Raw genomic sequence first — 19,181 nt, forward strand, 5'->3', positions numbered from 1 at the left:
GCGTTACCTATTATTAATAGACAGCTACTATCATTATTTATAATCTAAAAATTTAGCTATTGAAGTTAGCCCGGTTAATTTACATCTGTCATCACAATGTTTAACAACTTCTGTTGAGGATATTGTAATCAGATGAGCTTCTTAAATTACAATTTAACTTACGGCTACCGTTTGCTACGTTGAGTATCACTTTGTTATAGATGCCGTTAACATTATTAATGTCTGCATATCCGAAACTATCAAAGGTTGAATCATAGGAGTGATCACGATTATCACCTAACACCATTATTTTACCTTCAGGAACGTGCCAAGTAAGATTACTTTTAAATAAATTTGATTTTTCTTTTGAATACCTTACATTATAATCGTGAAGACCAATTTTCTCGTTTATATATATGTACCCATCTTCTTTATTTGTTATTCCATGAGACACCTTTATACCATTAATATAAAGTTTACCCATGTCTAGCATAATAGTATCACCCGGTATACCAATCACTCTTTTTCTGAATGAAATGTTTTCAGAACGGTGTTTTGGAGGGTGCAGGAACCGAATGACATCACCGCGTTCAGGATTGTATCTACCCAAACGAACACCATTAACCGTGGTCCAGTACTTCCCTTCAAAAGTAGGCGCCATACTTGCTCCAGTGTTGGCGTTGATTGAGCTAGAGAAGTAGTAAAATAGTATAAAAATCCAGAATGTTAGAGAAGTGGATGCCGAGATTACCCATTTAACGATCTTCATGTTGGACCCTACGGCTGCAATACTTCTCGGCCAATAATGTTACGCTGTAGTTTGCAAAAATAAATGAGCCATAAGTCAGCGCTAATACAGCAATGATTTCAAGAACATCGTTGAATCCACCATTAAACAAGTTCTTACATAAGAAGTAGTAAAGGAAGACACTAAGACTAATGAAAGTAATTGTTGTCACCAATAGTGACCATTCTAATTTTGATAAGTTTTTGTTCATTACAATTAAACCATAAATAGAAATATGATGGGTAAAACAAGTAATCGGCTCATTAATTTAAATGGTCGATACCAATAAAATGGAAGACGATGTGTAATGCTAGTCGATTTATAGTTGAGACGATAAAGTTCATCAACAAAAATCTGTAATATTTTTTTAACCACGGATAAGCCTAATTTATTATTTTAGTGTGTAGATTGTGGCAGTAAAATCTGACGTTTTTTGTCTAAAACTGGAAATTAGTTAAAATATTTTTTTAAAATTAATTTTATTTGATATATTTATAATTTCTAATAAATATATCATGGCATGAATGTGTATTAGATTTTTACTTGGAGGAGCCAAGGTTGAAATTAATATATAATGACTATGCTATCTAATGTGAATAGACATTCATCGCTTGTTTAAGGTCTCGTATTACATCTTGACGTAGTTTTAATGGCTCTAAAATTTCCACACAATCTGCGTTGTGAATGAGCCAATGTTTAAAATCTAAGCTATCTCTAGCCCTTGCTCTGACAATGTAGTGGCTTTTCGATGTTTCTTCTATTTCCTGGCATTCACTCAGTTTAAATTCATTTACAAACTTGCTGTTACCTTCAGAATCTCTCATCATTTTAAGTAATACTTCGAACGTTTCACCGCCGTTGACCCATTTACCCTTTGTCGTCGATAGATAAGCGTGGAGGCAAAATTCAGACTTGTTACCCATTGAAAAACTTTGATTTGAGCGTATTTCAATGTTGTTTATCTTGTGCATCGTATAGGTACGCATTTCTCCAGACATGGAGCTACCGTTATAGCTTCTTTTGTAACGTTCTCGAGCGACAAGATAAAAGACTTTTTGATAGACAAACGAAGCGTATGGATCAACCTCACAGCGATGATTGTTGTAATCAAATGAGAGTACTTGTCTATTTTCAAGTGCACTTTCTATGTCATAAAGCACGGATTGTTCAACCTGTGGCGCTACAAAGTCGTAGCAACTTACTTGAATTTTGAATGGTGCGCTATTTAGCGTTGTTTTTGCTCTTGAAATAAGCCTTAGGGCGTCGTTGAGTTTCGCTCCTGCTGACGGCAAAAGCCGTTCTCGCAATTGATTGCCAATACTACCTAACATTGAGATTGAATCACTTAATCCAGGGTTTACATCAAAATCAACGCCTTCTTTTACTTTATAACGAGCTTTCGATGCAGTCCCGTCACGTACTAATAACTCCGAATGCCCGGCCGGACCAGAACCTTGGACTCCATGGTATTTATATACGGAGTCTAATATGCGCTCTGCCCACTTTTGTTGAGCCTCTTGTGAGGTGTCTCCACGGTAATAAAAAGGCTCTTTTCGAACATCATCAAGATACTCTTTAGGTGTGAGCCCCTGCTCCTTTGTTGAAAGTAAAGTGAGGCAGTGTAAATAGCAATAGAAGTCACCAAATGCTTTTGTAGACATGCTTTCTCTTATCTTTGATTCATGATGTGCCGTATTTAACCACAAATTTATTTTGGAGATTCGCAGGAAGTCACATTTTTTTGTGGATATTATTGTAATTGATTTCTTTTTCACCAATTACAGAGGGTATTTTGTAACTATTTGTTTTTAGGTTGAATTTTGAACAAGATTGCAAGGTGGAGCTTACATTAAGTGATGTTAATTCCAATAATGGTGGCTTTATATAATTGAGAGGGGAGTGGTTTGTGATTTTGAAGTGTTTTTAATCAGTTAGCACACTATTTTCTTGCTATCGGCTCGTTATCGTTTGTGCTCAATATTGAGGGGAATGCCATTGAGCAAGTAAGGTTAGAATGAGTCGATCACTCAGCAAAAATATCATTGAACCAAGCTTCTAATTGCTCGCGTTTATCTTGGGGGCCATTGATTACCACTAATCCATTCAGTGTAGCTTGATCCCAAGAGATCGTTCCGTTGGCCAATGCATCGAACACGTCGAGCTCTGTAATAAGCAATAAATCGTTCTCTGTCGGCAAAGTGTCTCTTCCTGAAACGTTCACGCCTTTTTCAATGCTGACTTGGCTGTAGTGACCTTTAATCGCTTCAAATAAGTTGAATTCAATCTTACTCGGATGCGCCTTTGCGAGTGCTGACTTTATCGCAAACAGTTTGAAATGATCCGGTTTATCTAGGTTTCCGAACTCGTCATCTTGTCGAGCATTAATGATGTTGCCAAATACTTCTAGTGAACCGGGCTCTGTCACTAAGCTAAATCCGGTTTCTTGGTGAAGACCGCAGGCAAACGTGAGTGAAGAGGTGAGTGAAAGAATCAGAGCAAATCGTTTTAACATAATGGTTATCGAGACCTATAACAGGGTTAAGAATCTGACGGCAGAAGCCGAACCTGACGATAAAAAGGGACCACAAAGGGTCCCTGTATTTGTTTGTCGTCCATGTGAAGCAGTCAACTTATTGGTTGATAGTGTGTTAGTGATTGTTTACTAACACGCTATCGTCGAAGAGCTATCGCCGAAGAGCGACCGTTCGAGTTCACTATTAGCGAACGATGAGCATGATCTCTTCTGGAGTCATTGGCTTATCGAAGTAGCTCATGAATTGACCGAAGCCTTTGATGTCGCCATTCGAGAACTTGAATGCACCAGACTGTAGGTTGGTACCTATCACTTGTTGAGCGTTTGGACCCGCAATCAAGATTTGGTTCAGTACGGCACGAGTGGTGTCGATTTGAACGTCTGCCCCTTGAACCGCTTCTTCGTGTAACTGAGCAATACCGTTACGGATTTCGATAGTGAATGCTTCGTTCGTATCCGAGAAGTTGTACGTCAGCATCATGTTCACGTCTAACGAGTTCTCAGCGATAAGTGTTGAAGTCATCATGTCGAAGATCTGCTTGCTTGGTAGCGCAGTAAGAACGTCAACAGAAGCGAAGCTGATCATGTTAGAGAAATCACGACTACCTTCTAGTTCAGCTGCGGCATTTAATGCCCAGTTGCGCCAGTTGATGTTCACTTGATCTGCAGACCATGCTTTGTAAGCTTGTGCTTTCAGTAAGCGTGCTTCCATGTCATCTTTGTTTACCGTGATTGGGTAAGAAAGAATCTCTGCTGCAAAGGTGTAGTTCTCAGCCTTAATTGCGGCTTGTGCAGTAGTAAGGATGTTGTCACGACCGCCCATGATCTCTACGAATGCTTTAGCGCGTTGCTCGTAAGCCATTGGCTCTAGCTGCCATGGATCCGCTTCGAAGAAACCGTTGTAACCTACGTAAATCTGACGCACGGCATGTGCCACAGTGCCGTAGTGCTCACCTAACCAAGGGTGCTCTGCAAGGTGCTTAGGAAGTTTAACCACTTCAACTAGCTCGTCTGGCGTCATACCTTTGTTCATGTAACGGATAGTTTGGTCATGCGTGTATTGAATCGCATCACGGTAGGCCGTTAATACGTCAGATACCGCTTCTTTACCTTCAACAGGACGACCGTGAGAGTTAATCATGATCTCAGTGTCGAACTGACGCATTACGTCGATGCCCTTGAACCACATTGATGGGTCACGGAATTTAGTACCACGGATGGTGTGAAGGTTAGGGAAGTTTTCGCCTTGAAGTACTTCAGCCGCGTGCAGGATTTTTTGCTCTGGGAAGTAAATCACTAGCTCATCTTTGGTTTCAGATGGCACGTTCTCGATGTGCATCTTAACGCCAGCAATTTCAATTTCGATGTGGCTTTGGCTTGGTACCAGCAGGTTTGGTTCAATGAACGAGATTGCACCTTGCATGAAACGTGGACCAAGGCCGTCGTTTACTGTGCCGTGCTCACCTTCTTCTACGTGCTTAGCACCTGTGTAAGAAGTACGATGACCAAATAGAGTACCTAGGTTTGAAGACCAGTTAGCCACTGCTGCGGTTAGGCCTTCTTCAGCGATGATTTTTACTTCGCCTGATGCTACTTCTTCATCAGTCACCCATGCACGCACACCAGAGATGTGGTCGATGTGGTTGTGAGAATAGATGATTGCTTTAACCGGTTTGTCTGTGATTTGACGGAACTGTTCTTTAACCGATTGAGCCATTTCTACCGACTCGCCTGGATCAACAATGATGATGCCGTCCGTACCTTCGATCATGACAGGAGTGTCTAGACCGAAGCCGTAACCAAGATAAATATTGTCATCCACTTTGATGATTGCTTGGTCCATTTTACGACCGTGCTTGGTGAGGATTGGATGAACGTGATCAGATTCTTCTGTGTAAGCCAGAGAGTCGCCCGTTTTCGATACAACTTGGATGCGCTCGCCTTTGCCCCAGAATAGGTTTGACTTGTGTTCGAATAGAACCTCGCTCTTGTAGCGAGCATCAAGGTCAATGTTTTGGTATTGCGCAGCATTTGCTGTCTGAAGTTCTTGGCCTACTTTCGATGTCGCTTCTACAGTTGGAGTTGCAGATGCAAAACTAGAAGCAAATAGAGCGCTCGCAACAGCAACAGGAAGTGCCATTTTTTTGAATGTATTAGTCATGGTAGTGACCTTATTTTGGATACAGGAATTGGATTTCTTGAGCCAAATGATAGAGGTGGGAAAGGTCGCTATCTACGCGCTAATAGGATATCGATATATCGTTTTTTCGATGGTTTATTTATCTAATGATTGTAATGACGATTTATATTGATCTAAATCAATTAGTAAGTGGGGCTTGCAACAGATACAAAAATGCCCTGAAATTCAGGGCATTTAATTTGGAATTAATGGCTGTTATATAAGTGTTTACCGAGAACCTTAATACTTACCGAGAACCTCAGTACTTACCAAGCACCTAAGTATGACTTGTAAGATTGTAGGCGAACCGTTGCTGCGCCGATTACATCAATGAAGCCCCAGAACGGATGTGGTTTCTCAGCCGAGATCCAAGCCGCGCCAGTTGAACCTATAGGGATGTTGTAACCTTCAGGTTCGATGATCTCAAGTACGATAGTACGACCTAAACCATTACCGTTTCTTACCACGTGTTGACCGACGCTTTGTGGTCCCTGAAGCGGAGAAATACTCGACTCACCGGTACCTGCATTAAAGCTGTGTACTTTTGCTCGGAACACGTGGCCTGGGTATGCATCAACGAAGAATTCAGCGAAGTCTCCTACTTGAACATAGCCATAAGTTTGGTCTGAAATACGCATCTCAAGGAACTTTTTGCTGGTGTTGTAGAGGTGCATGTTACCCATGACAGAACCTTCAGCAATATTCACTATCGAAACCTGACCATCAAATTCAGCCCTAATGGTTTTCTTCTCTTGCGCCCAATTTACTTTTTGTAGGTCGGCTTTTAACGACACAAGTTCAGCGTGCAACACTCGAAGATCGGAGTCGTACTTTTCTACGTCACGCATATTGAAGATTTCAGGTGACGTTTCAGCACGCTCTAAGTCGCGATTCATTTGCTTGATCTCTTCTTCTTTCTGAATAATTGAAGATTCGATCTTTGCTTTGTCGGCGGCAGAGTCAATGTCGACGAGTGTGTAAATTACGTCGCCTTCTTTAACCATTTGGTTGTGCTCAACAAGCACTTGGTCGATCTGCTGGCCAAAGATAGGTGACATCACCGCGTGTGGTGCTTTCACTGTGGTTGAGTTCGTTAAATCAACGGGTGCCCACAAGCGAGAGATAACCGCTAATACCGCAAGAATCGTTACACCGCCAATGGCAGCCCACGTGTAGTTTTTGAAGTTCTTCTTAAGTGCGCCTGTCGCAAACAGTGACCATACAATTAGGATGTATGGAATCATCATCTCTTTCATTATGCGACCTCTTTTTCTGTAGGGGATGGTTTTGTTGGAGCCTTTTCTTCTGAAGACTGTTCTTTTGAAGATTGCTCTACTGGAGACTGTTGTGTTTGAGACTGATTCGTTTGAGACGGCTCTGTTACCGATTGTTCAGGTGATACGTGGACTGCAGCTGTCTCTGTATTGGCCGCGTCTTGTTTAGGTTGTACACCACGGCGAATAACATCACTCAGTGATTGACCAATATGTTTCCAGTTCGCCAACGCGATAACCAACGCGATAACCCAGAATGTTTTGCTGATGAAGAGTCCGCAAAGTGACAGTGCAAACACGATCTGTACGTGAGCGCTTTTGTGCTCTTTTGCTTTATGTACACCCAGTTCATGCAACTGCCACATGCCGTAAACACCGGCTAATACCACAGCAATTGTCACTGAAAACAAGTAACCAGAGAAGTACTCCATCTGGAAGAAGTTCATCATCATTTCATTGGGATGGTTGTTGAATTGAGACATGTCGATGTCTTTAGAATGGATAGTGCCTAGCGGTGCAAGAGCCCATGCACCAGCAAACATCACCGCCATAAACAGGCAGAATTTAATCAAGACCATAGCAACGGCCCAGATCTTCTGGAAAACGATTTTTATAAAGTTCATATCTCAACCTACATCAATAAGAAGAGAGAATTTGCAGCCTAGAAGTCACCTTTAATGACATCTTAAAAAGTAGATGTTTATTATGTGGGTAGATTGGTGCTCATAATAAACAAAAGTAATAGATGACATTTAAAGTGATATTGCTCAGTCCAGACAACCGATTCTCGGTATCAAGAAGCGAATATGCTCCTCTACAAATCAATCTCTATTATTTGTCAGCAGACGTAAATTAGATGGCTATGAGGCGTTCGAATTAATATTCGTGCGGCTTTTCAGCGACTGTCTTTATTACGTGTATTACCTCGGTAATTGAGGGGCTCTTCCATGACAATTGACATACCAAAGTAAAACATTTGTCAGTTTTCTGTTTGGGCTGATAATTGATTTGTTAGCAGGATAATAGGAAGAGTTTTGACCAGTATCTACCCAGAATTACGATTTGATAATATCGTAATTACGATTAGTAGTTATAACTCTAAATCGGTAGGTCGATTTATTTGAAAAGGCTCATATAGACATAGAAAACATTGTTCATTAACTTGGTTTGGATCAAGGAAATGATTAATAAAATCATCAGTAAGTAATTTATTGAAATTGATATTTTTACACATTTTTTACACTAGAAAGAGTGATGGATATGAATGATGAAATATATATGACTGATAATAAGTTTGGTCCGTAAAGGGAGTTATTCACTGAGTATTTGCAAGCTATATTAATGATATGCCAAATGTATGAGTATAGTTGTTAGAAAAGAAGTCTTTGTTGAATGTTGAATTAAAAATATTGTAGCTATTATTGGTCAAATGTATATCCCAATGCGTTGAACAAAGTGTCATGAAAAGCGAGACAATTGTATGTTCTATCGTTTTTACGATAGCATAGTACTTATGGTCGCCTAATGAGTAATGATATATGAGCAACGACATCCCCAACTTCAACCTACTTGCCGTGTTTTCTGCGGTGATGGAGCAGGGCAGTTTAAGTAAGGCTGCGGATCAACTCAGTACCAACCAATCGACCATCAGTACCGCATTAGCACGCCTAAAAAAAGAGATTGGCCAAGAGCTTTTTGTTCGAAAAGGACGTGGTGTTGTGCCCACATCCTATGCCCAAAGTTTGTATGAACAGATCAAAGCGCCGATCAATGAATTGAATGGCGTGTTTCAATCGATGGCTAGCTTTGATGAGCAAGTCTCTGAACGTAAGTTTGTTATTTCTTGTCCCGAACATCTTCAGTGGGTACTACTCGACAGCTTTGCGGCGCTTCCCAATCAAAATTTGTCGCTAGAAGTCTTTGATCAACCAGACAGTGATGATCGCATCTATGAAGATCTTTTGACGCAAGAGTTCGATGCCATGATTGAGATAGTGGTTCCTGAACACCCAAGTATTGCGAGTGAAACCCTGTATCAGGGAGACTTTGCCATCGTGTGCCGTTCGGGGCACCCTCGCATTCAAGGTGAGATCAGCGAAGCGCAGTTCATGAGTGAAAAGCATGCCGTATTAGACAGAACGCGACGTAAAGTTCGTAGCTTGAGTCATTATACTTCTTTGGATTTAACCAAACGTAAAATCGCATTTCACGGACGGTCGCTGTTTAGCAATATTTTGCTGTGTAGTCAGTCGGATTATATCACAGTAGTCCCACTCTCTATGGCTCTGCAGTTCCAAGAGAGGCTCGGCTTACAACTCTTTAAGCCTCCTTTTGATTATGAGCAAATGTCTCACTACCTGATTTGGTTGAAGAAGCAAAATAGCGACCCTGCTCATAAATGGTTCAGAGAACAAGTGATTAATACGTCTGATGCAATGTCAAAAACTCTTAAAGATAGGCGTTTACGGTTTTAGTTAAGAGTCTAACTCGAAGGGAAGCATTGGCTTCCCTTTTTTGTGTCATTGAGTTTGATCTAGCCATAAAATTCATAACAAAAAATTATCACATTGAGAATTTTTGATAATTTCCTTAATTCCTCGCTGAATAGTATTATTTCACTCAGAGATTAGTGGATGACCTCCACTCAAAATAATAACGGCGCCATGCTTGTGGTGCTAATAAGGGCGAAATATGAAATTCCTACACACAATGATCCGAGTTACTGATTTAGACAAGTCTATCGAGTTCTACACCAAGGTATTGGGAATGACGGAACTTGAACGCCATGAAAACAAAGACTACCGCTACACATTGGTTTTTGTTGGCTACGAGCAAGGTGGTACGACGATCGAGCTAACGTACAATTGGGATACGAATGAGTACGAGATGGGCAGCGCGTTTGGTCATCTGGCATTGGGTGTAGACGATATTTACGCAGCATGCGACAAGATCAAATCGCTAGGTGGTAACGTCACTCGCGAAGCGGGTCCAGTGAAAGGTGGTTCAACTCATATCGCTTTTATTACTGACCCAGACGGCTACCAAATCGAACTGATTCAACTAGGTTAATCGAGGATATAACAATGACAAATGCATTATTTCAACCAATTCAACTTGGTAATATCGAGCTTAAAAACCGTATTGTTATGCCACCGATGACTCGCTCACGTGCGACGCAACCTGGTAATTCAGCAAACGACATGATGGCGGATTACTACGCTCAACGCGCTTCTGCAGGTTTGATTATCGCTGAAGGCACACAAATTTCACCTATGGGCCAAGGCTATGCTTGGACTCCGGGTATCTATTCTGATGAGCAGATCGCCGGTTGGAAAAAAGTCACCGATGCAGTACATGACAAAGAGGGTGTTATCTTCGCTCAACTTTGGCATGTAGGCCGTGTAACACACCCAGATAACATCGGCGGTGAACAGCCAATCTCGTCTTCTGCACTTAAAGCAGAAAACGTAAAAGTATTCATCGATAACGGCACTGATGAGCCGGGTTTTGTGGATGTGGTTGAACCTCGTGAGATGACGAAACAAGACATCAAAGCAGTGGTTGAACAGTATCGCCAAGCGGCTTTGAATGCGATTGAAGCAGGCTTTGATGGAATTGAACTTCACGCAGCGAATGGTTACTTAATCAACCAATTCATCGATTCTGAAGCAAACAACCGCAATGACGAATACGGTGGTTCAATTGAAAACCGTTTACGTTTCCTTGGTGAAGTGGTTGAAGCTATGGTTGAAGCGATTGGTGCTGACCGTGTTGGTGTGCGTCTTGCTCCGTTCACATCGTTGAATGGTACGGTTGACGCTACGCCAGTAGAGACTTACACAGCAGCGGCAGCACTACTTAACCTATACAAAATTGTTTACCTGCACATTGCAGAAGTCGATTGGGACGATGCACCTGAAACGCCAAAAGCATTTAAAGCGGCAGTTCGTGAAGCTTACGATGGTGTCCTAATTTATGCGGGTAAATACGATAGCGAGCGTGGTGAAAAAGCCGTTGCTGAAGGCGTAACTGACATGGTTGGTTTTGGTCGTCCATTCGTTGCTAACCCAGATTTACCTGCTCGCATTCAAAATGGTTACCCGCTAGCGGCGCACGATCCAAACACATTGTTCGGTGGTGCTGAAAAAGGTTTAACGGATTACCCAGAATACGCAGGCTAAAAACAGCTGCCTGAAGCAGAGTATTGAGATAGTATCTTGATCCTGTTGAATGTTTATAAAAAGCAACCTTGCAGAGTCGGGTTGCTTTTTTTGTTATTGGACCAAGTAAAATGATGAAAGCGATGCGCGGAGAGCTTTACCTCCTATTTGCTACCCTGTTAGCTGGGATTGGATGGATTGCATCTAAGCTGGTGGTATTAGAAATGCCGGGGCCAGTGTTCATTGGTGTGCGATTCCTCGTCGCGAGTTTGATTCTTTTGCCATTTTGTATTCATCATATTCGTAAGCTTTCGCTTAAGCAGGTTCTTTCTCTTTGCGGCGTTGGTTTGCTGCTGTCTGCCTCATTGCAGGTATGGGTGTTTGCAGTATCGGTGACAGAAAGCTTGTCGGAAGGGGCATTCATCATGAGCTTAGCCATGATCATTGCACCCTTTGTGTCTTGGATTTTGTTTCGAGTTAAACCTAATCGTGCGTTTTGGATGTCTTTCCCGATCGCGATTATCGGCATGCTACTGCTGACTTTGGGCAATGGTTGGAATGTAGAGCAGAGTCAGATTTACTTCTTGTTAGCATCGATGTTGTTGTCTGTTCATTTTGTGATGAACAAACGTGTTATTACCAATATTAAACCTATCGCATCAATCTGTGTGCAACTGTTTGTGGTGGGTGTAAGTGGTTTAGCCTTTGCTTCCATGACGACTCAGCCGGAGTTCGAAATCACCAAAACTTTAGTCTTCTGGTTTATCGTGTCTGCGGTGATCGCGACGTCTATCCGTTACTTATTACAAACCGTTGGTCAGCATTCCGTGAACATGGAAGTGGCGGCATTGATCATGATTCTTGAGCCCGTGTGGACATTGTTATTGAGTGTCAGCGTGTTGGGTGAAACGGTTGAGATGCAAAAGTTGCTAGGCGGAGCGGTGATTATTGGTTCGCTATTTTGTTATATCAAATGGTCGAGACGAAAATAAAACACTCGGCGCAAGGCCGAGTATTCTTTGTTAGTGTATGTTTAGAACTCATTAAGCATGCACTAGCAATAAGATCCGGTCACAGTAAGATCAGATCGCTGCGACCATCTTTTGAAGTAGCTTGATCATCTGCTGTTGTTCTTCAGCGTCCAACTCATTCATTAATTCTTTGTTTAAACGAATAGGGATTGGAACGAGTTGTTCTTCGAGTGCTTTCCCTTTTTCCGTTAAGTAGATTCTGAAAGAACGACGACTGTTTGGATCGGCTCTGCGTTCAACCAACTCAAGCTTTTCTAGCTTGTCTAATGTTCGTGTTGTTGTCGAATTCTCGACTTTGGACTTCGCAGCAATATCACGCTGTGTAAGTCCTTCTTCTTCCCAAAGGCACATCATGGTTGGCCATAGAGCAATGGTTAAGCCATGTTCCTTCAATTCCGTGTCAAAATCTTTGGTCGCTTTATTGGCGATCACATTGATCATCCAACCAAAGCTTTTTTGTCTATCAAACTCTTCTGGCATCTTTCGCTACCTAATTTTACTGTGATATTACAACTATTGTCATCGTAACTAATACCGATGCAATTAGCACCAACAACGCTTTCCTATTTGATGAAAAAGCTAATTGACTGCTATTTATGAAATAATCCGTTGACGCTGAATGGTTTTGTTTACCTGTAATCATGGCAAGGACTAGCGGCTTTGAACGCAGTTTGTAGATGATAATGGCCACCAAGTGCAGTATGACAAATACCACTAACATACGTGCTGCAATGCCATGCACCGTACATAACACATCGAATACTGCATCAGTAATTACGAGTTCCGAACCTGGAATCGCATCAAAGAAACCAGCAATAACAAGCCCTGTCATACATTGGACAAACAGAGTCGTGATCATTCCTATCACCATCCACGCACCTAACGGATTATGGCCCGGTTTTGGTCGTGCTTTTCCCCGTAAGTAAATCCAAGCCGATTTTGGAGAGCTAATAAATTGAGAAAAGCGACTGGTATCGCTGCCGACGACTCCCCAAACTAAGCGCCATAAAATCAGACTGAACAGTGCGAGGCCTAAGTAAACATGAGGGCCTTGTCCGTTAAACCCTGACGCAGCAAGTCCAATAAAGAGTGCGGCTTGAAGCCAGTGATAAAGTCGAGTTGGTAGATCCCAGATTTTCATAATGCTTTTCCTGTTTGCGAATTTGCTTGGTGGGAATAATTTACACAACAATAGTTGCTTAAGCAACTATTGTTGTGTAAATTGAATGCATATCTTCGATTACGGTTGAACTATCAAGCCGTAATTTACTAAGAAACCAATCAGTAATTAACGACGAAATCATTCAGTCAATTAACCACTCAGTCAATTAAGCACTCAATCAATTAATCACTAGGAATGACATTATGAAAAAATTCACTATCGCTCTAATCATCGCACTGCCTACGATTGCTCTACCTATGATCTCTATCGCCGCAGCGGATGCTGTAAATAATCGTCAGCAAGCTTTCAGTTCTATTGAAGAGGTTACTAAACAAGTTGATTCAGAATTGAATAACAGTGATGTGGATTGGCTGAAAGTGGGTGAGCTAAGTGAAATGTTGGTGGAACATGGAACCGTATTGAATGTGAGTTTTGCTGAAGGTGATACTGGAGGTAAGGCAAAAAAGGAGATTTGGAGCAAGCCTGAGAAATTTAACCAACTGATGTTGCAGATGAACCAAGGCTTTTCAGAGCTTTATCAAGCGAGTGTTGAGCAAGATTTGTCGAGCGCAGAACAAGGGTTAGATTCTGTGAACAATACTTGTAAAGGATGTCACCGTACTTACCGCTCTCGTTGGTAACGGTTCTAACAACGAGCTTTGAATACAGGTGGTAAAGTCGAACCCTTACCACCATAGCCCTATCGCGCTGCCTTCTTTTCTTTGTGCAATTAATTCGAATGCACTAGGGGCAGGAAAGCGCGTGAGTGAATTAGTCGCGAACAGTGACTTTAGTAATCACGATGTCTTCACACGGCACATCTTCATGTCCCCAGCGAGTGGTGGTTGGTGCAAGCGCAATCTTGTTTACCACATCCATACCTGCTGATACCTTACCAAACACAGCGTAGCCCCAACCTGAGTTGCTGGTTGCTGTATGATCAAGGAAATCATTGTCGTCAAGGTTGATAAAGAACTGCGCCGTTGCTGAATGGGGTGCGTCAGTGCGAGCCATTGCGAGAGATCCAATCACGTTCTTTAAGCCGCGGTTAGCTTCATTCACAATAGGTGCACGAGTTGGCTTTTCTGTCATGTCGATAGTGTGTCCACCACCTTGAATCATGAAACCTTCAATAACACGGTGAAATGTTGTGCCTTCGTAGAAGCCATCTTGGCAGTATTTAAGGAAGTTTTTCGACGTTACCGGCGCTTTTTCAAGGTTCAGTTCAATTTCAATGTCGCCAAAGTTTGTGGTCAGAATAATCATAAAGGTGCCCAATGTTCGAGTACTAATATTTGAGTACTACAGAGTAGTGGATGACGTAATAGGGTGCAGTATATGAGAAATAACGGCGGATGCCAGTGAACAGTGATTTTGACGTGTATTCAAGGGCGATCTGAATGATCTTCGAGCGTGCCATCGCGCGTTCACTTCACTCGTATAGACAAGAAAGCCAGCGAACAGGTCGCTGGCTTTTGAGCTTTTAGAGACTATCGCTTTTGATTAAAGCGTTAGAAGGTAATTCACCAGCTGGTTGTACTCTTCGTAGCTCTTGATTTGATCCGGTTTTACGATGTATTTGTTGTTAACTAGTACACCCGGAACGCCAGTTAATGTGCTCGCATCAAACTGCTTATCAAAACGTTTCTGCATTGAGTTAACTGCGAAACCGTTGTAGGCCGCATCAAATTTCTTCGCATCTACACCGTTATCAATGAAGATCTGGCGCAGTTCCGCTTCGTTTCTTGGGGTCTGTTGTTTCTCGTGAATTTTGGCGAACATTGCTGGAACCATATTGTCTTCAGCGTCGAGTGCAATCATGGTCGCGTAAGCTTTTGCCATAGGCACAGCCATGTCGTTGCCCATAAATGCTACGTGCACTTTTTGAAAGCTTGCTGATTCCGGTAGGTCTTTCTTTAGGTACTCGATGACGCCTTCAAACTTGTAGCAATGAGGGCAGTAAAACGAGAAGAACTCGGTAACGACGGGCTTATCTGCTTTCGCTACGTCGAGGATCTTGTAGTGAGTACCTTCTTCAAACTGAGCGGCATTAATTGAAGCGCTCATGATCAGAGCAGCGAATAGGCTAAATAGCTTTTTCATGTGTTTATTTCCTAAATTTGGATGTCATTGTTTACAGCAATAGAGCTGTATTAGTAATACGTTGGCAAGCGGTGCCAAACAGGGACAAACAATTAAGAAATAGGAGGGCGGTAAGGGGCTTGTGGTGAAACAATCGCTTTGTGCGAAGGCTCTTTTTCTATCAGTGCCAGTGATTCAATCTGCGGTTCGAAAGATTCAGAAACGATAAGTGGTGGCATTTTCAGTAGACAGACTGATCCACAGCAGTGGTGCTCAACGTTGGGTTGTGCACTGGAATAAGGTGTTGGGGTGCTCTCTACAGAACTGATGTTAGAAGCAGAGAAAGAGAAGCTATTGGCAGAAGTTGATTGAGCTTGGGGTGCTTGCAGAGCATTGCTGCTCGCGATGCTGTCCACACTAATGGTGGCCATTAGCATAGCGAAGAGCATGAAAGCGTGTACCCAAATTTTGTTAATCAACTTTGGCATGAATTCTTAGTCTTGGTAAACGAATGAAGCGGGCGAATCATACCTCACTCGTTTGTGCATCTCTAATCAAACCCAATAAAACTTAGCCGAGCTCAACTTTTATTACGCTTGATACTGTTTCAGGAACATCTCGACACTGGATTGGATGATCACTTGTTTGTGTTCCGCATCCGGTGACGGCGCATGACCAATGATTTGTGGCCAAAATGCAAAAGACTTTAACAGTGCAATAAATTGGGTAGATGCAAATAGAGGGTCTAGTTCAATTAAGCGGTCATCTGCCTGTGCTGCTTTAATCCAGGTTGTGAGTCCACTTTCTGCTTGGGAATATTTCTCCATAGCTTGATGCGCCAGTTCGGCGTTATGGAAATACTCTGAGAACAGCACGCGAGATAAATCGATAAAGCCTACTGATTCTAAAAGCTCTAGTTCTTGATTAGCAATCGAAGCGAGCTGATCATTAAGAGGCAGTTCTGCTTGATAAGGGAAATGCGTCGCGGCGAGAGTCTTGCTCCAAATACTGTCTAGAATCTCATCTAAAAGCAGTTCTTTGCTGGCAAAGTGGTTGTATACAGTGCGCTTTGATACTTCCGCGCGGCTCGATATTTTATCCATGCTGGTGGCCTTGTAACCGTGCTCAGTAAACTCTGCGATAGCAGCGGCAACGATCGATTCACGTTTTCTTTGGCTCAGCGTTTTTTTTACAGTCATTTGGATATTACTCAATAGGTCGCAGTTAGCATTGCATACGATAATTTTACACCAGTAAGTTTACTTTTAGAACACCAATCCACGTATTGGTAATTAGGTCGATAGCAACTGAATCGCTTTGCAATGCACTGTGGGTATCATAGAATCGAAAGCGTATTCGAATTTTATTGATATCAACGGAAGAGAATAAACAATCAATGAGTAGTATTTTAGAGTGTATTCGTACAGTTGGACGAGGAGAAAGAGGGCGTAAGCCTTTATCGTTCGAACAAGCCTACCGCATCATGGATGAGTATTTAAGCGGAGAGGTCGGTGACGACCAAATGGCTATGCTACTGATGTTGATTCGTGTGCAGAATGAAACCAATGAAGAGATCGCAGGCTTTGTAAAAGCCTTTCAATCTCGAGTACCAGACTTAGGCGCTGATATTGACTGGCCGTGCTACGCAGGTAAGCGTAACGATACTGCCAGTGGTAAGCCTTGGAACTTGCTGGCGGCAAAAATCTTAGCTGATAATGGCTATAAAGTCTTAATGCATGGCTATATGGATAAGCCGAGCGGTAGGACGCACGTTGAGACTCACCTAGAGTGTGTTGGTGTTCGCCGAGCTCAAGACCCACAAGACGCCAAGCAGATCCTTGAAGCGGATGGTATCGCCTATTTGCCTTTGGCGAACTTCGCACCTGAAGCTCAAACTATGATTGGTTGGAAACACCGCTACGGACTGAGAACACCGATCAACACGGTAGTTCGAGCATTGAACCCAGGTGGTGGCCGTTTGGGTTTACGTGGAAGTTTTCACCCGGGCTTTCCTCAGTTACACGCTGAAGTTGAGCATGTCATTGGTAATAAATCCCACTCGGTTATTTCATTTAAAGGTATGAATGGCGAATCAGAATACAACCCTAAGGTGAGTCAAACTGTGTGGATGAGTTCTCCTGAGAAGGTGGAATCTTTCTACTGGGAAGGCACGATGAATGTTGAACTGCCTCTGCCTTCTGAATGTGTGCTGGGTACACCGGAAGATGAGATGGAGCTGATGGCGAACAGTGTTGTGGACAGTATGACTGCGATTTTATTCGCAGAAACGCACGATAAAACTGAGGCATACCAGAAAGCGGTGCGTCTGTGGCATGAGTATTGTGCGCGTTAGAGGATGGTTTTTAATCAATGATAGAAGGTCAGCGAGTGCTGGCCTTTTTTGTGCTTGATTTCTAGCAAAGGGCTTTCGTGAATGATCAAACAATAAGAGTTACTTTACTCGCATCAATCGATGCATCTTGTCTTCAAATTGAATCTCAATGACTTGTGAGATTTTCATCTTCTCTACTCGTTCAAGCATTGCTGTTTGATAGGCTCGTTTCTTCATCCACTCTAACGGTTCTTTAAAGCCATCTTCATTTATCACAAAGGACTGATCGGTGATGGAGTCTTCAAAGATATGAACCACCCAAATGCGCGATTGGAAATCTAACAATTCGCTAAAGTAGTTTTTTAGCTTAGGGATAAAGTGAGATAGAACAGTGTGAGGGGAACGAAGCGAAGTCATAGTGAACCGTTTGGACAATGAAAAGCGGTGCGACGGATGTCTCCAATTCGAGCGCTTATCGGTTAAAGCAGGTAATCATCGTCAATGTGATTACCTACTCAAGAACTTGCCACAAAATACGGTATTCATGTGTCGTTGACAATGCTTGTTGAGCTTGTGAGTCAAGACATGTGCGATGAGTCTGCTATTTAACGAACAAGCCGAAGTCGATTTCTTGCTCTCTTTGGTATTTGACCAGCTTTACTTTCAAATTGTGTTTTGCCGCCAGATCAATCGCTAAGCTAGACATGTGTTTTATCTCATCGACGCAGCTAGAGATAAGCGGCTTTTCTTGGTTATCGACAGTGGCGATGAGGGTATTTTCTGTACCATCGACACCGGAATAAATGTACGCGTACATACTGTTGTTGTGTTGCATAAACGGCCTAATTGTCACGATATAATTATTTATGGTGTGAAGAGTACAAGGTTTATTCATTCAAGCCAGTGTCATAAAGTAAGGCTTTGTAAGGACTCTATTTTTTATTTTTTTGCTCGCGTAAAAATGCTCACAAGCCTTTTGTGACCTTGTTTTCTCGCCTTGGTAGGTTTTACCTATCAATAAAATTGTTGAAATCCATTTAGTAAAATCAAGATTTTAGACAACAATTAGGTTAACAAGATAGAAAAAGACATGACGAAAAGTATTTAGGGAGAACGCAATGCATTCAATAAAAGTGAAAGATTACATGACGCCGCAGGTTGTGACATTCACTCCTGACATGCCGTTAAGTCTCGCGTTAGATAGAGTAATGAGCAGCCATCACATGGGCGGTCCAGTAATTGATGATAATGAGCAAGTTATTGGTTTCCTTTCTGAGCAAGATTTATTAGAAAAATTGGTGAAGGTGAGCTATTTCTGCCAAGACACACACATTGTGGGTGATTGCATGTACCAAGAGGTGCTATCGGTATCACCAGACTTATCCATCATTGAATTGGCAGATATGATGCAAGTGGGTAAACCCAAAGCTTATCCAGTGCTCGATAATAAAAAGCTAGTGGGTATGATCACCAGAACCGATGTTTTGAGAGCAATCGGCAAGAACTTGGAAGAATGCTTCAAACATCAGGTATAATAGCGTGTTAAGAACGATTATTTTTCTCAATACCTTCAATTGAAAAAAGGCGCACTAGCGCCTTTTTTCTGTATAGAGCTTTTCTTGGTAGATCCTTTCTTTGTGGCTCCCTAGCTTGTGGGACGCT

The 19,181-nt window shown here is 42.2% G+C and carries 22 protein-coding genes; 7 read left to right on the top strand and 15 right to left on the bottom strand.

The window, feature by feature from the left end:
- Positions 1 to 100: 100 nt before the first annotated feature.
- The 7 genes from lepB to AC3CH4_RS04940 form a co-directional block, all read right to left on the bottom strand.
- Positions 101 to 748, bottom strand: coding sequence for a signal peptidase I (gene lepB / locus AC3CH4_RS04910; RefSeq protein WP_488543406.1), 648 nt, complete (start codon positions 746 to 748; stop codon positions 101 to 103).
- Positions 735 to 977 carry a hypothetical protein gene (locus AC3CH4_RS04915; protein WP_114633193.1) on the bottom strand — a complete coding sequence of 81 codons (243 nt, stop codon included), beginning with the start codon at positions 975 to 977 and terminating at the stop codon, positions 735 to 737. Before AC3CH4_RS04915 ends, lepB begins: the two co-directional genes overlap by 14 nt.
- Before the next feature lie 376 nt (positions 978 to 1,353).
- Positions 1,354 to 2,427: a helix-turn-helix transcriptional regulator gene (locus tag AC3CH4_RS04920; protein WP_488543407.1), complete on the bottom strand. Its 1,074-nt coding sequence runs from the start codon at positions 2,425 to 2,427 to the stop codon at positions 1,354 to 1,356.
- 362 nt (positions 2,428 to 2,789) lie between these two features.
- Positions 2,790 to 3,278 carry a hypothetical protein gene (locus AC3CH4_RS04925; RefSeq protein WP_488543408.1) on the bottom strand — a complete coding sequence of 163 codons (489 nt, stop codon included), beginning with the start codon at positions 3,276 to 3,278 and terminating at the stop codon, positions 2,790 to 2,792.
- Positions 3,279 to 3,483: 205 nt separating this feature from the next.
- The gene (locus tag AC3CH4_RS04930; RefSeq protein ID WP_488543409.1) at positions 3,484 to 5,460 is read right to left on the bottom strand and encodes an alkyl sulfatase dimerization domain-containing protein; all 1,977 of its coding nucleotides are present in this window, start codon (positions 5,458 to 5,460) and stop codon (positions 3,484 to 3,486) included.
- Between the two features lie 284 nt (positions 5,461 to 5,744).
- Positions 5,745 to 6,734 carry an efflux RND transporter periplasmic adaptor subunit gene (locus AC3CH4_RS04935; RefSeq protein ID WP_054546696.1) on the bottom strand — a complete coding sequence of 330 codons (990 nt, stop codon included), beginning with the start codon at positions 6,732 to 6,734 and terminating at the stop codon, positions 5,745 to 5,747.
- Positions 6,734 to 7,375 (bottom strand): hypothetical protein, encoded by a 642-nt coding sequence (locus AC3CH4_RS04940; protein ID WP_054546695.1) that lies wholly within the window; start codon positions 7,373 to 7,375, stop codon positions 6,734 to 6,736. The genes AC3CH4_RS04935 and AC3CH4_RS04940 overlap by 1 nt, the downstream gene beginning before the upstream one ends.
- A 915-nt stretch (positions 7,376 to 8,290) precedes the next feature.
- On the opposite strand from AC3CH4_RS04940, the gene AC3CH4_RS04945 reads away from it, so the two are divergent.
- The 4 genes from AC3CH4_RS04945 (at position 8,291) to AC3CH4_RS04960 (ending at position 11,904) form a co-directional block, all read left to right on the top strand.
- Complete coding sequence (locus AC3CH4_RS04945; RefSeq protein WP_054546694.1) at positions 8,291 to 9,226, top strand: LysR family transcriptional regulator; 936 nt, start codon at positions 8,291 to 8,293, stop codon at positions 9,224 to 9,226.
- 217 nt (positions 9,227 to 9,443) lie between these two features.
- Positions 9,444 to 9,821: a lactoylglutathione lyase gene (gene gloA / locus AC3CH4_RS04950; RefSeq protein ID WP_054546693.1), complete on the top strand. Its 378-nt coding sequence runs from the start codon at positions 9,444 to 9,446 to the stop codon at positions 9,819 to 9,821.
- Positions 9,822 to 9,835: 14 nt separating this feature from the next.
- Positions 9,836 to 10,933 (top strand): alkene reductase, encoded by a 1,098-nt coding sequence (locus AC3CH4_RS04955; protein ID WP_114633200.1) that lies wholly within the window; start codon positions 9,836 to 9,838, stop codon positions 10,931 to 10,933.
- A 110-nt stretch (positions 10,934 to 11,043) separates the two neighbouring features.
- Positions 11,044 to 11,904, top strand: coding sequence for a DMT family transporter (locus tag AC3CH4_RS04960; protein WP_171307809.1), 861 nt, complete (start codon positions 11,044 to 11,046; stop codon positions 11,902 to 11,904).
- Positions 11,905 to 11,994: 90 nt separating this feature from the next.
- Here AC3CH4_RS04960 and AC3CH4_RS04965 read toward each other — a convergent pair whose 3' ends face one another.
- Together AC3CH4_RS04965 and AC3CH4_RS04970 are read right to left on the bottom strand one after the other, a co-directional pair.
- Positions 11,995 to 12,423: a MarR family winged helix-turn-helix transcriptional regulator gene (locus AC3CH4_RS04965; protein WP_054546690.1), complete on the bottom strand. Its 429-nt coding sequence runs from the start codon at positions 12,421 to 12,423 to the stop codon at positions 11,995 to 11,997.
- 16 nt (positions 12,424 to 12,439) lie between these two features.
- Positions 12,440 to 13,084 carry a cytochrome b/b6 domain-containing protein gene (locus tag AC3CH4_RS04970; RefSeq protein WP_474355676.1) on the bottom strand — a complete coding sequence of 215 codons (645 nt, stop codon included), beginning with the start codon at positions 13,082 to 13,084 and terminating at the stop codon, positions 12,440 to 12,442.
- A gap of 224 nt (positions 13,085 to 13,308) precedes the next feature.
- On the opposite strand from AC3CH4_RS04970, the gene AC3CH4_RS04975 reads away from it, so the two are divergent.
- Positions 13,309 to 13,746: a c-type cytochrome gene (locus AC3CH4_RS04975; RefSeq protein ID WP_428785440.1), complete on the top strand. Its 438-nt coding sequence runs from the start codon at positions 13,309 to 13,311 to the stop codon at positions 13,744 to 13,746.
- A gap of 130 nt (positions 13,747 to 13,876) precedes the next feature.
- On the opposite strand, the gene AC3CH4_RS04980 is transcribed toward AC3CH4_RS04975, so the two are convergent.
- From AC3CH4_RS04980 to AC3CH4_RS04995, 4 genes are all read right to left on the bottom strand, one after another.
- Positions 13,877 to 14,371, bottom strand: a complete 495-nt coding sequence (locus AC3CH4_RS04980; protein WP_004736286.1) for a peptidylprolyl isomerase — start codon at positions 14,369 to 14,371, stop codon at positions 13,877 to 13,879.
- A gap of 237 nt (positions 14,372 to 14,608) precedes the next feature.
- Positions 14,609 to 15,208: a thiol:disulfide interchange protein DsbA/DsbL gene (locus tag AC3CH4_RS04985; protein WP_102266536.1), complete on the bottom strand. Its 600-nt coding sequence runs from the start codon at positions 15,206 to 15,208 to the stop codon at positions 14,609 to 14,611.
- Between the two features lie 92 nt (positions 15,209 to 15,300).
- The gene (locus AC3CH4_RS04990) at positions 15,301 to 15,675 is read right to left on the bottom strand and encodes a hypothetical protein (protein WP_065205574.1); all 375 of its coding nucleotides are present in this window, start codon (positions 15,673 to 15,675) and stop codon (positions 15,301 to 15,303) included.
- A 102-nt stretch (positions 15,676 to 15,777) separates the two neighbouring features.
- A complete protein-coding gene (locus tag AC3CH4_RS04995) occupies positions 15,778 to 16,386 on the bottom strand; it encodes a TetR/AcrR family transcriptional regulator (RefSeq protein WP_488543410.1) in 609 nt (202 codons plus the stop codon).
- A 197-nt stretch (positions 16,387 to 16,583) separates the two neighbouring features.
- Here AC3CH4_RS04995 and AC3CH4_RS05000 point away from each other — a divergent pair, with 197 nt between their 5' ends.
- Positions 16,584 to 17,540: a glycosyl transferase family protein gene (locus AC3CH4_RS05000; RefSeq protein WP_054546684.1), complete on the top strand. Its 957-nt coding sequence runs from the start codon at positions 16,584 to 16,586 to the stop codon at positions 17,538 to 17,540.
- Between the two features lie 99 nt (positions 17,541 to 17,639).
- Here the strand turns inward: AC3CH4_RS05000 and AC3CH4_RS05005 are convergent, their stop codons facing one another.
- Both AC3CH4_RS05005 and AC3CH4_RS05010 read right to left on the bottom strand, forming a co-directional pair.
- A complete protein-coding gene (locus AC3CH4_RS05005; RefSeq protein ID WP_114633206.1) occupies positions 17,640 to 17,936 on the bottom strand; it encodes a hypothetical protein in 297 nt (98 codons plus the stop codon).
- Between the two features lie 184 nt (positions 17,937 to 18,120).
- Positions 18,121 to 18,354: a hypothetical protein gene (locus AC3CH4_RS05010; protein ID WP_004736278.1), complete on the bottom strand. Its 234-nt coding sequence runs from the start codon at positions 18,352 to 18,354 to the stop codon at positions 18,121 to 18,123.
- Positions 18,355 to 18,637: 283 nt separating this feature from the next.
- Between AC3CH4_RS05010 and AC3CH4_RS05015 the strand changes: the two genes are divergently transcribed.
- Positions 18,638 to 19,054 (top strand): CBS domain-containing protein, encoded by a 417-nt coding sequence (locus AC3CH4_RS05015; protein ID WP_054546682.1) that lies wholly within the window; start codon positions 18,638 to 18,640, stop codon positions 19,052 to 19,054.
- The last annotated feature ends 127 nt before the right edge of the window (positions 19,055 to 19,181 follow it).

The organism is Vibrio sp. QJM3NY_26 (assembly GCF_057786005.1).

Coding starts and splice junctions, on each gene's coding strand:
- lepB (WP_488543406.1), bottom strand. CDS start 748: ATGAAGATCGTTAAATGGGTAATCTCGGCATCCACTTCTCTAACATTC.
- AC3CH4_RS04915 (WP_114633193.1), bottom strand. CDS start 977: ATGAACAAAAACTTATCAAAATTAGAATGGTCACTATTGGTGACAACA.
- AC3CH4_RS04920 (WP_488543407.1), bottom strand. CDS start 2,427: ATGTCTACAAAAGCATTTGGTGACTTCTATTGCTATTTACACTGCCTC.
- AC3CH4_RS04925 (WP_488543408.1), bottom strand. CDS start 3,278: ATGTTAAAACGATTTGCTCTGATTCTTTCACTCACCTCTTCACTCACG.
- AC3CH4_RS04930 (WP_488543409.1), bottom strand. CDS start 5,460: ATGACTAATACATTCAAAAAAATGGCACTTCCTGTTGCTGTTGCGAGC.
- AC3CH4_RS04935 (WP_054546696.1), bottom strand. CDS start 6,734: ATGAAAGAGATGATGATTCCATACATCCTAATTGTATGGTCACTGTTT.
- AC3CH4_RS04940 (WP_054546695.1), bottom strand. CDS start 7,375: ATGAACTTTATAAAAATCGTTTTCCAGAAGATCTGGGCCGTTGCTATG.
- AC3CH4_RS04945 (WP_054546694.1), top strand. CDS start 8,291: ATGAGCAACGACATCCCCAACTTCAACCTACTTGCCGTGTTTTCTGCG.
- gloA (WP_054546693.1), top strand. CDS start 9,444: ATGAAATTCCTACACACAATGATCCGAGTTACTGATTTAGACAAGTCT.
- AC3CH4_RS04955 (WP_114633200.1), top strand. CDS start 9,836: ATGACAAATGCATTATTTCAACCAATTCAACTTGGTAATATCGAGCTT.
- AC3CH4_RS04960 (WP_171307809.1), top strand. CDS start 11,044: ATGATGAAAGCGATGCGCGGAGAGCTTTACCTCCTATTTGCTACCCTG.
- AC3CH4_RS04965 (WP_054546690.1), bottom strand. CDS start 12,423: ATGCCAGAAGAGTTTGATAGACAAAAAAGCTTTGGTTGGATGATCAAT.
- AC3CH4_RS04970 (WP_474355676.1), bottom strand. CDS start 13,084: ATGAAAATCTGGGATCTACCAACTCGACTTTATCACTGGCTTCAAGCC.
- AC3CH4_RS04975 (WP_428785440.1), top strand. CDS start 13,309: ATGAAAAAATTCACTATCGCTCTAATCATCGCACTGCCTACGATTGCT.
- AC3CH4_RS04980 (WP_004736286.1), bottom strand. CDS start 14,371: ATGATTATTCTGACCACAAACTTTGGCGACATTGAAATTGAACTGAAC.
- AC3CH4_RS04985 (WP_102266536.1), bottom strand. CDS start 15,208: ATGAAAAAGCTATTTAGCCTATTCGCTGCTCTGATCATGAGCGCTTCA.
- AC3CH4_RS04990 (WP_065205574.1), bottom strand. CDS start 15,675: ATGCCAAAGTTGATTAACAAAATTTGGGTACACGCTTTCATGCTCTTC.
- AC3CH4_RS04995 (WP_488543410.1), bottom strand. CDS start 16,386: ATGACTGTAAAAAAAACGCTGAGCCAAAGAAAACGTGAATCGATCGTT.
- AC3CH4_RS05000 (WP_054546684.1), top strand. CDS start 16,584: ATGAGTAGTATTTTAGAGTGTATTCGTACAGTTGGACGAGGAGAAAGA.
- AC3CH4_RS05005 (WP_114633206.1), bottom strand. CDS start 17,936: ATGACTTCGCTTCGTTCCCCTCACACTGTTCTATCTCACTTTATCCCT.
- AC3CH4_RS05010 (WP_004736278.1), bottom strand. CDS start 18,354: ATGCAACACAACAACAGTATGTACGCGTACATTTATTCCGGTGTCGAT.
- AC3CH4_RS05015 (WP_054546682.1), top strand. CDS start 18,638: ATGCATTCAATAAAAGTGAAAGATTACATGACGCCGCAGGTTGTGACA.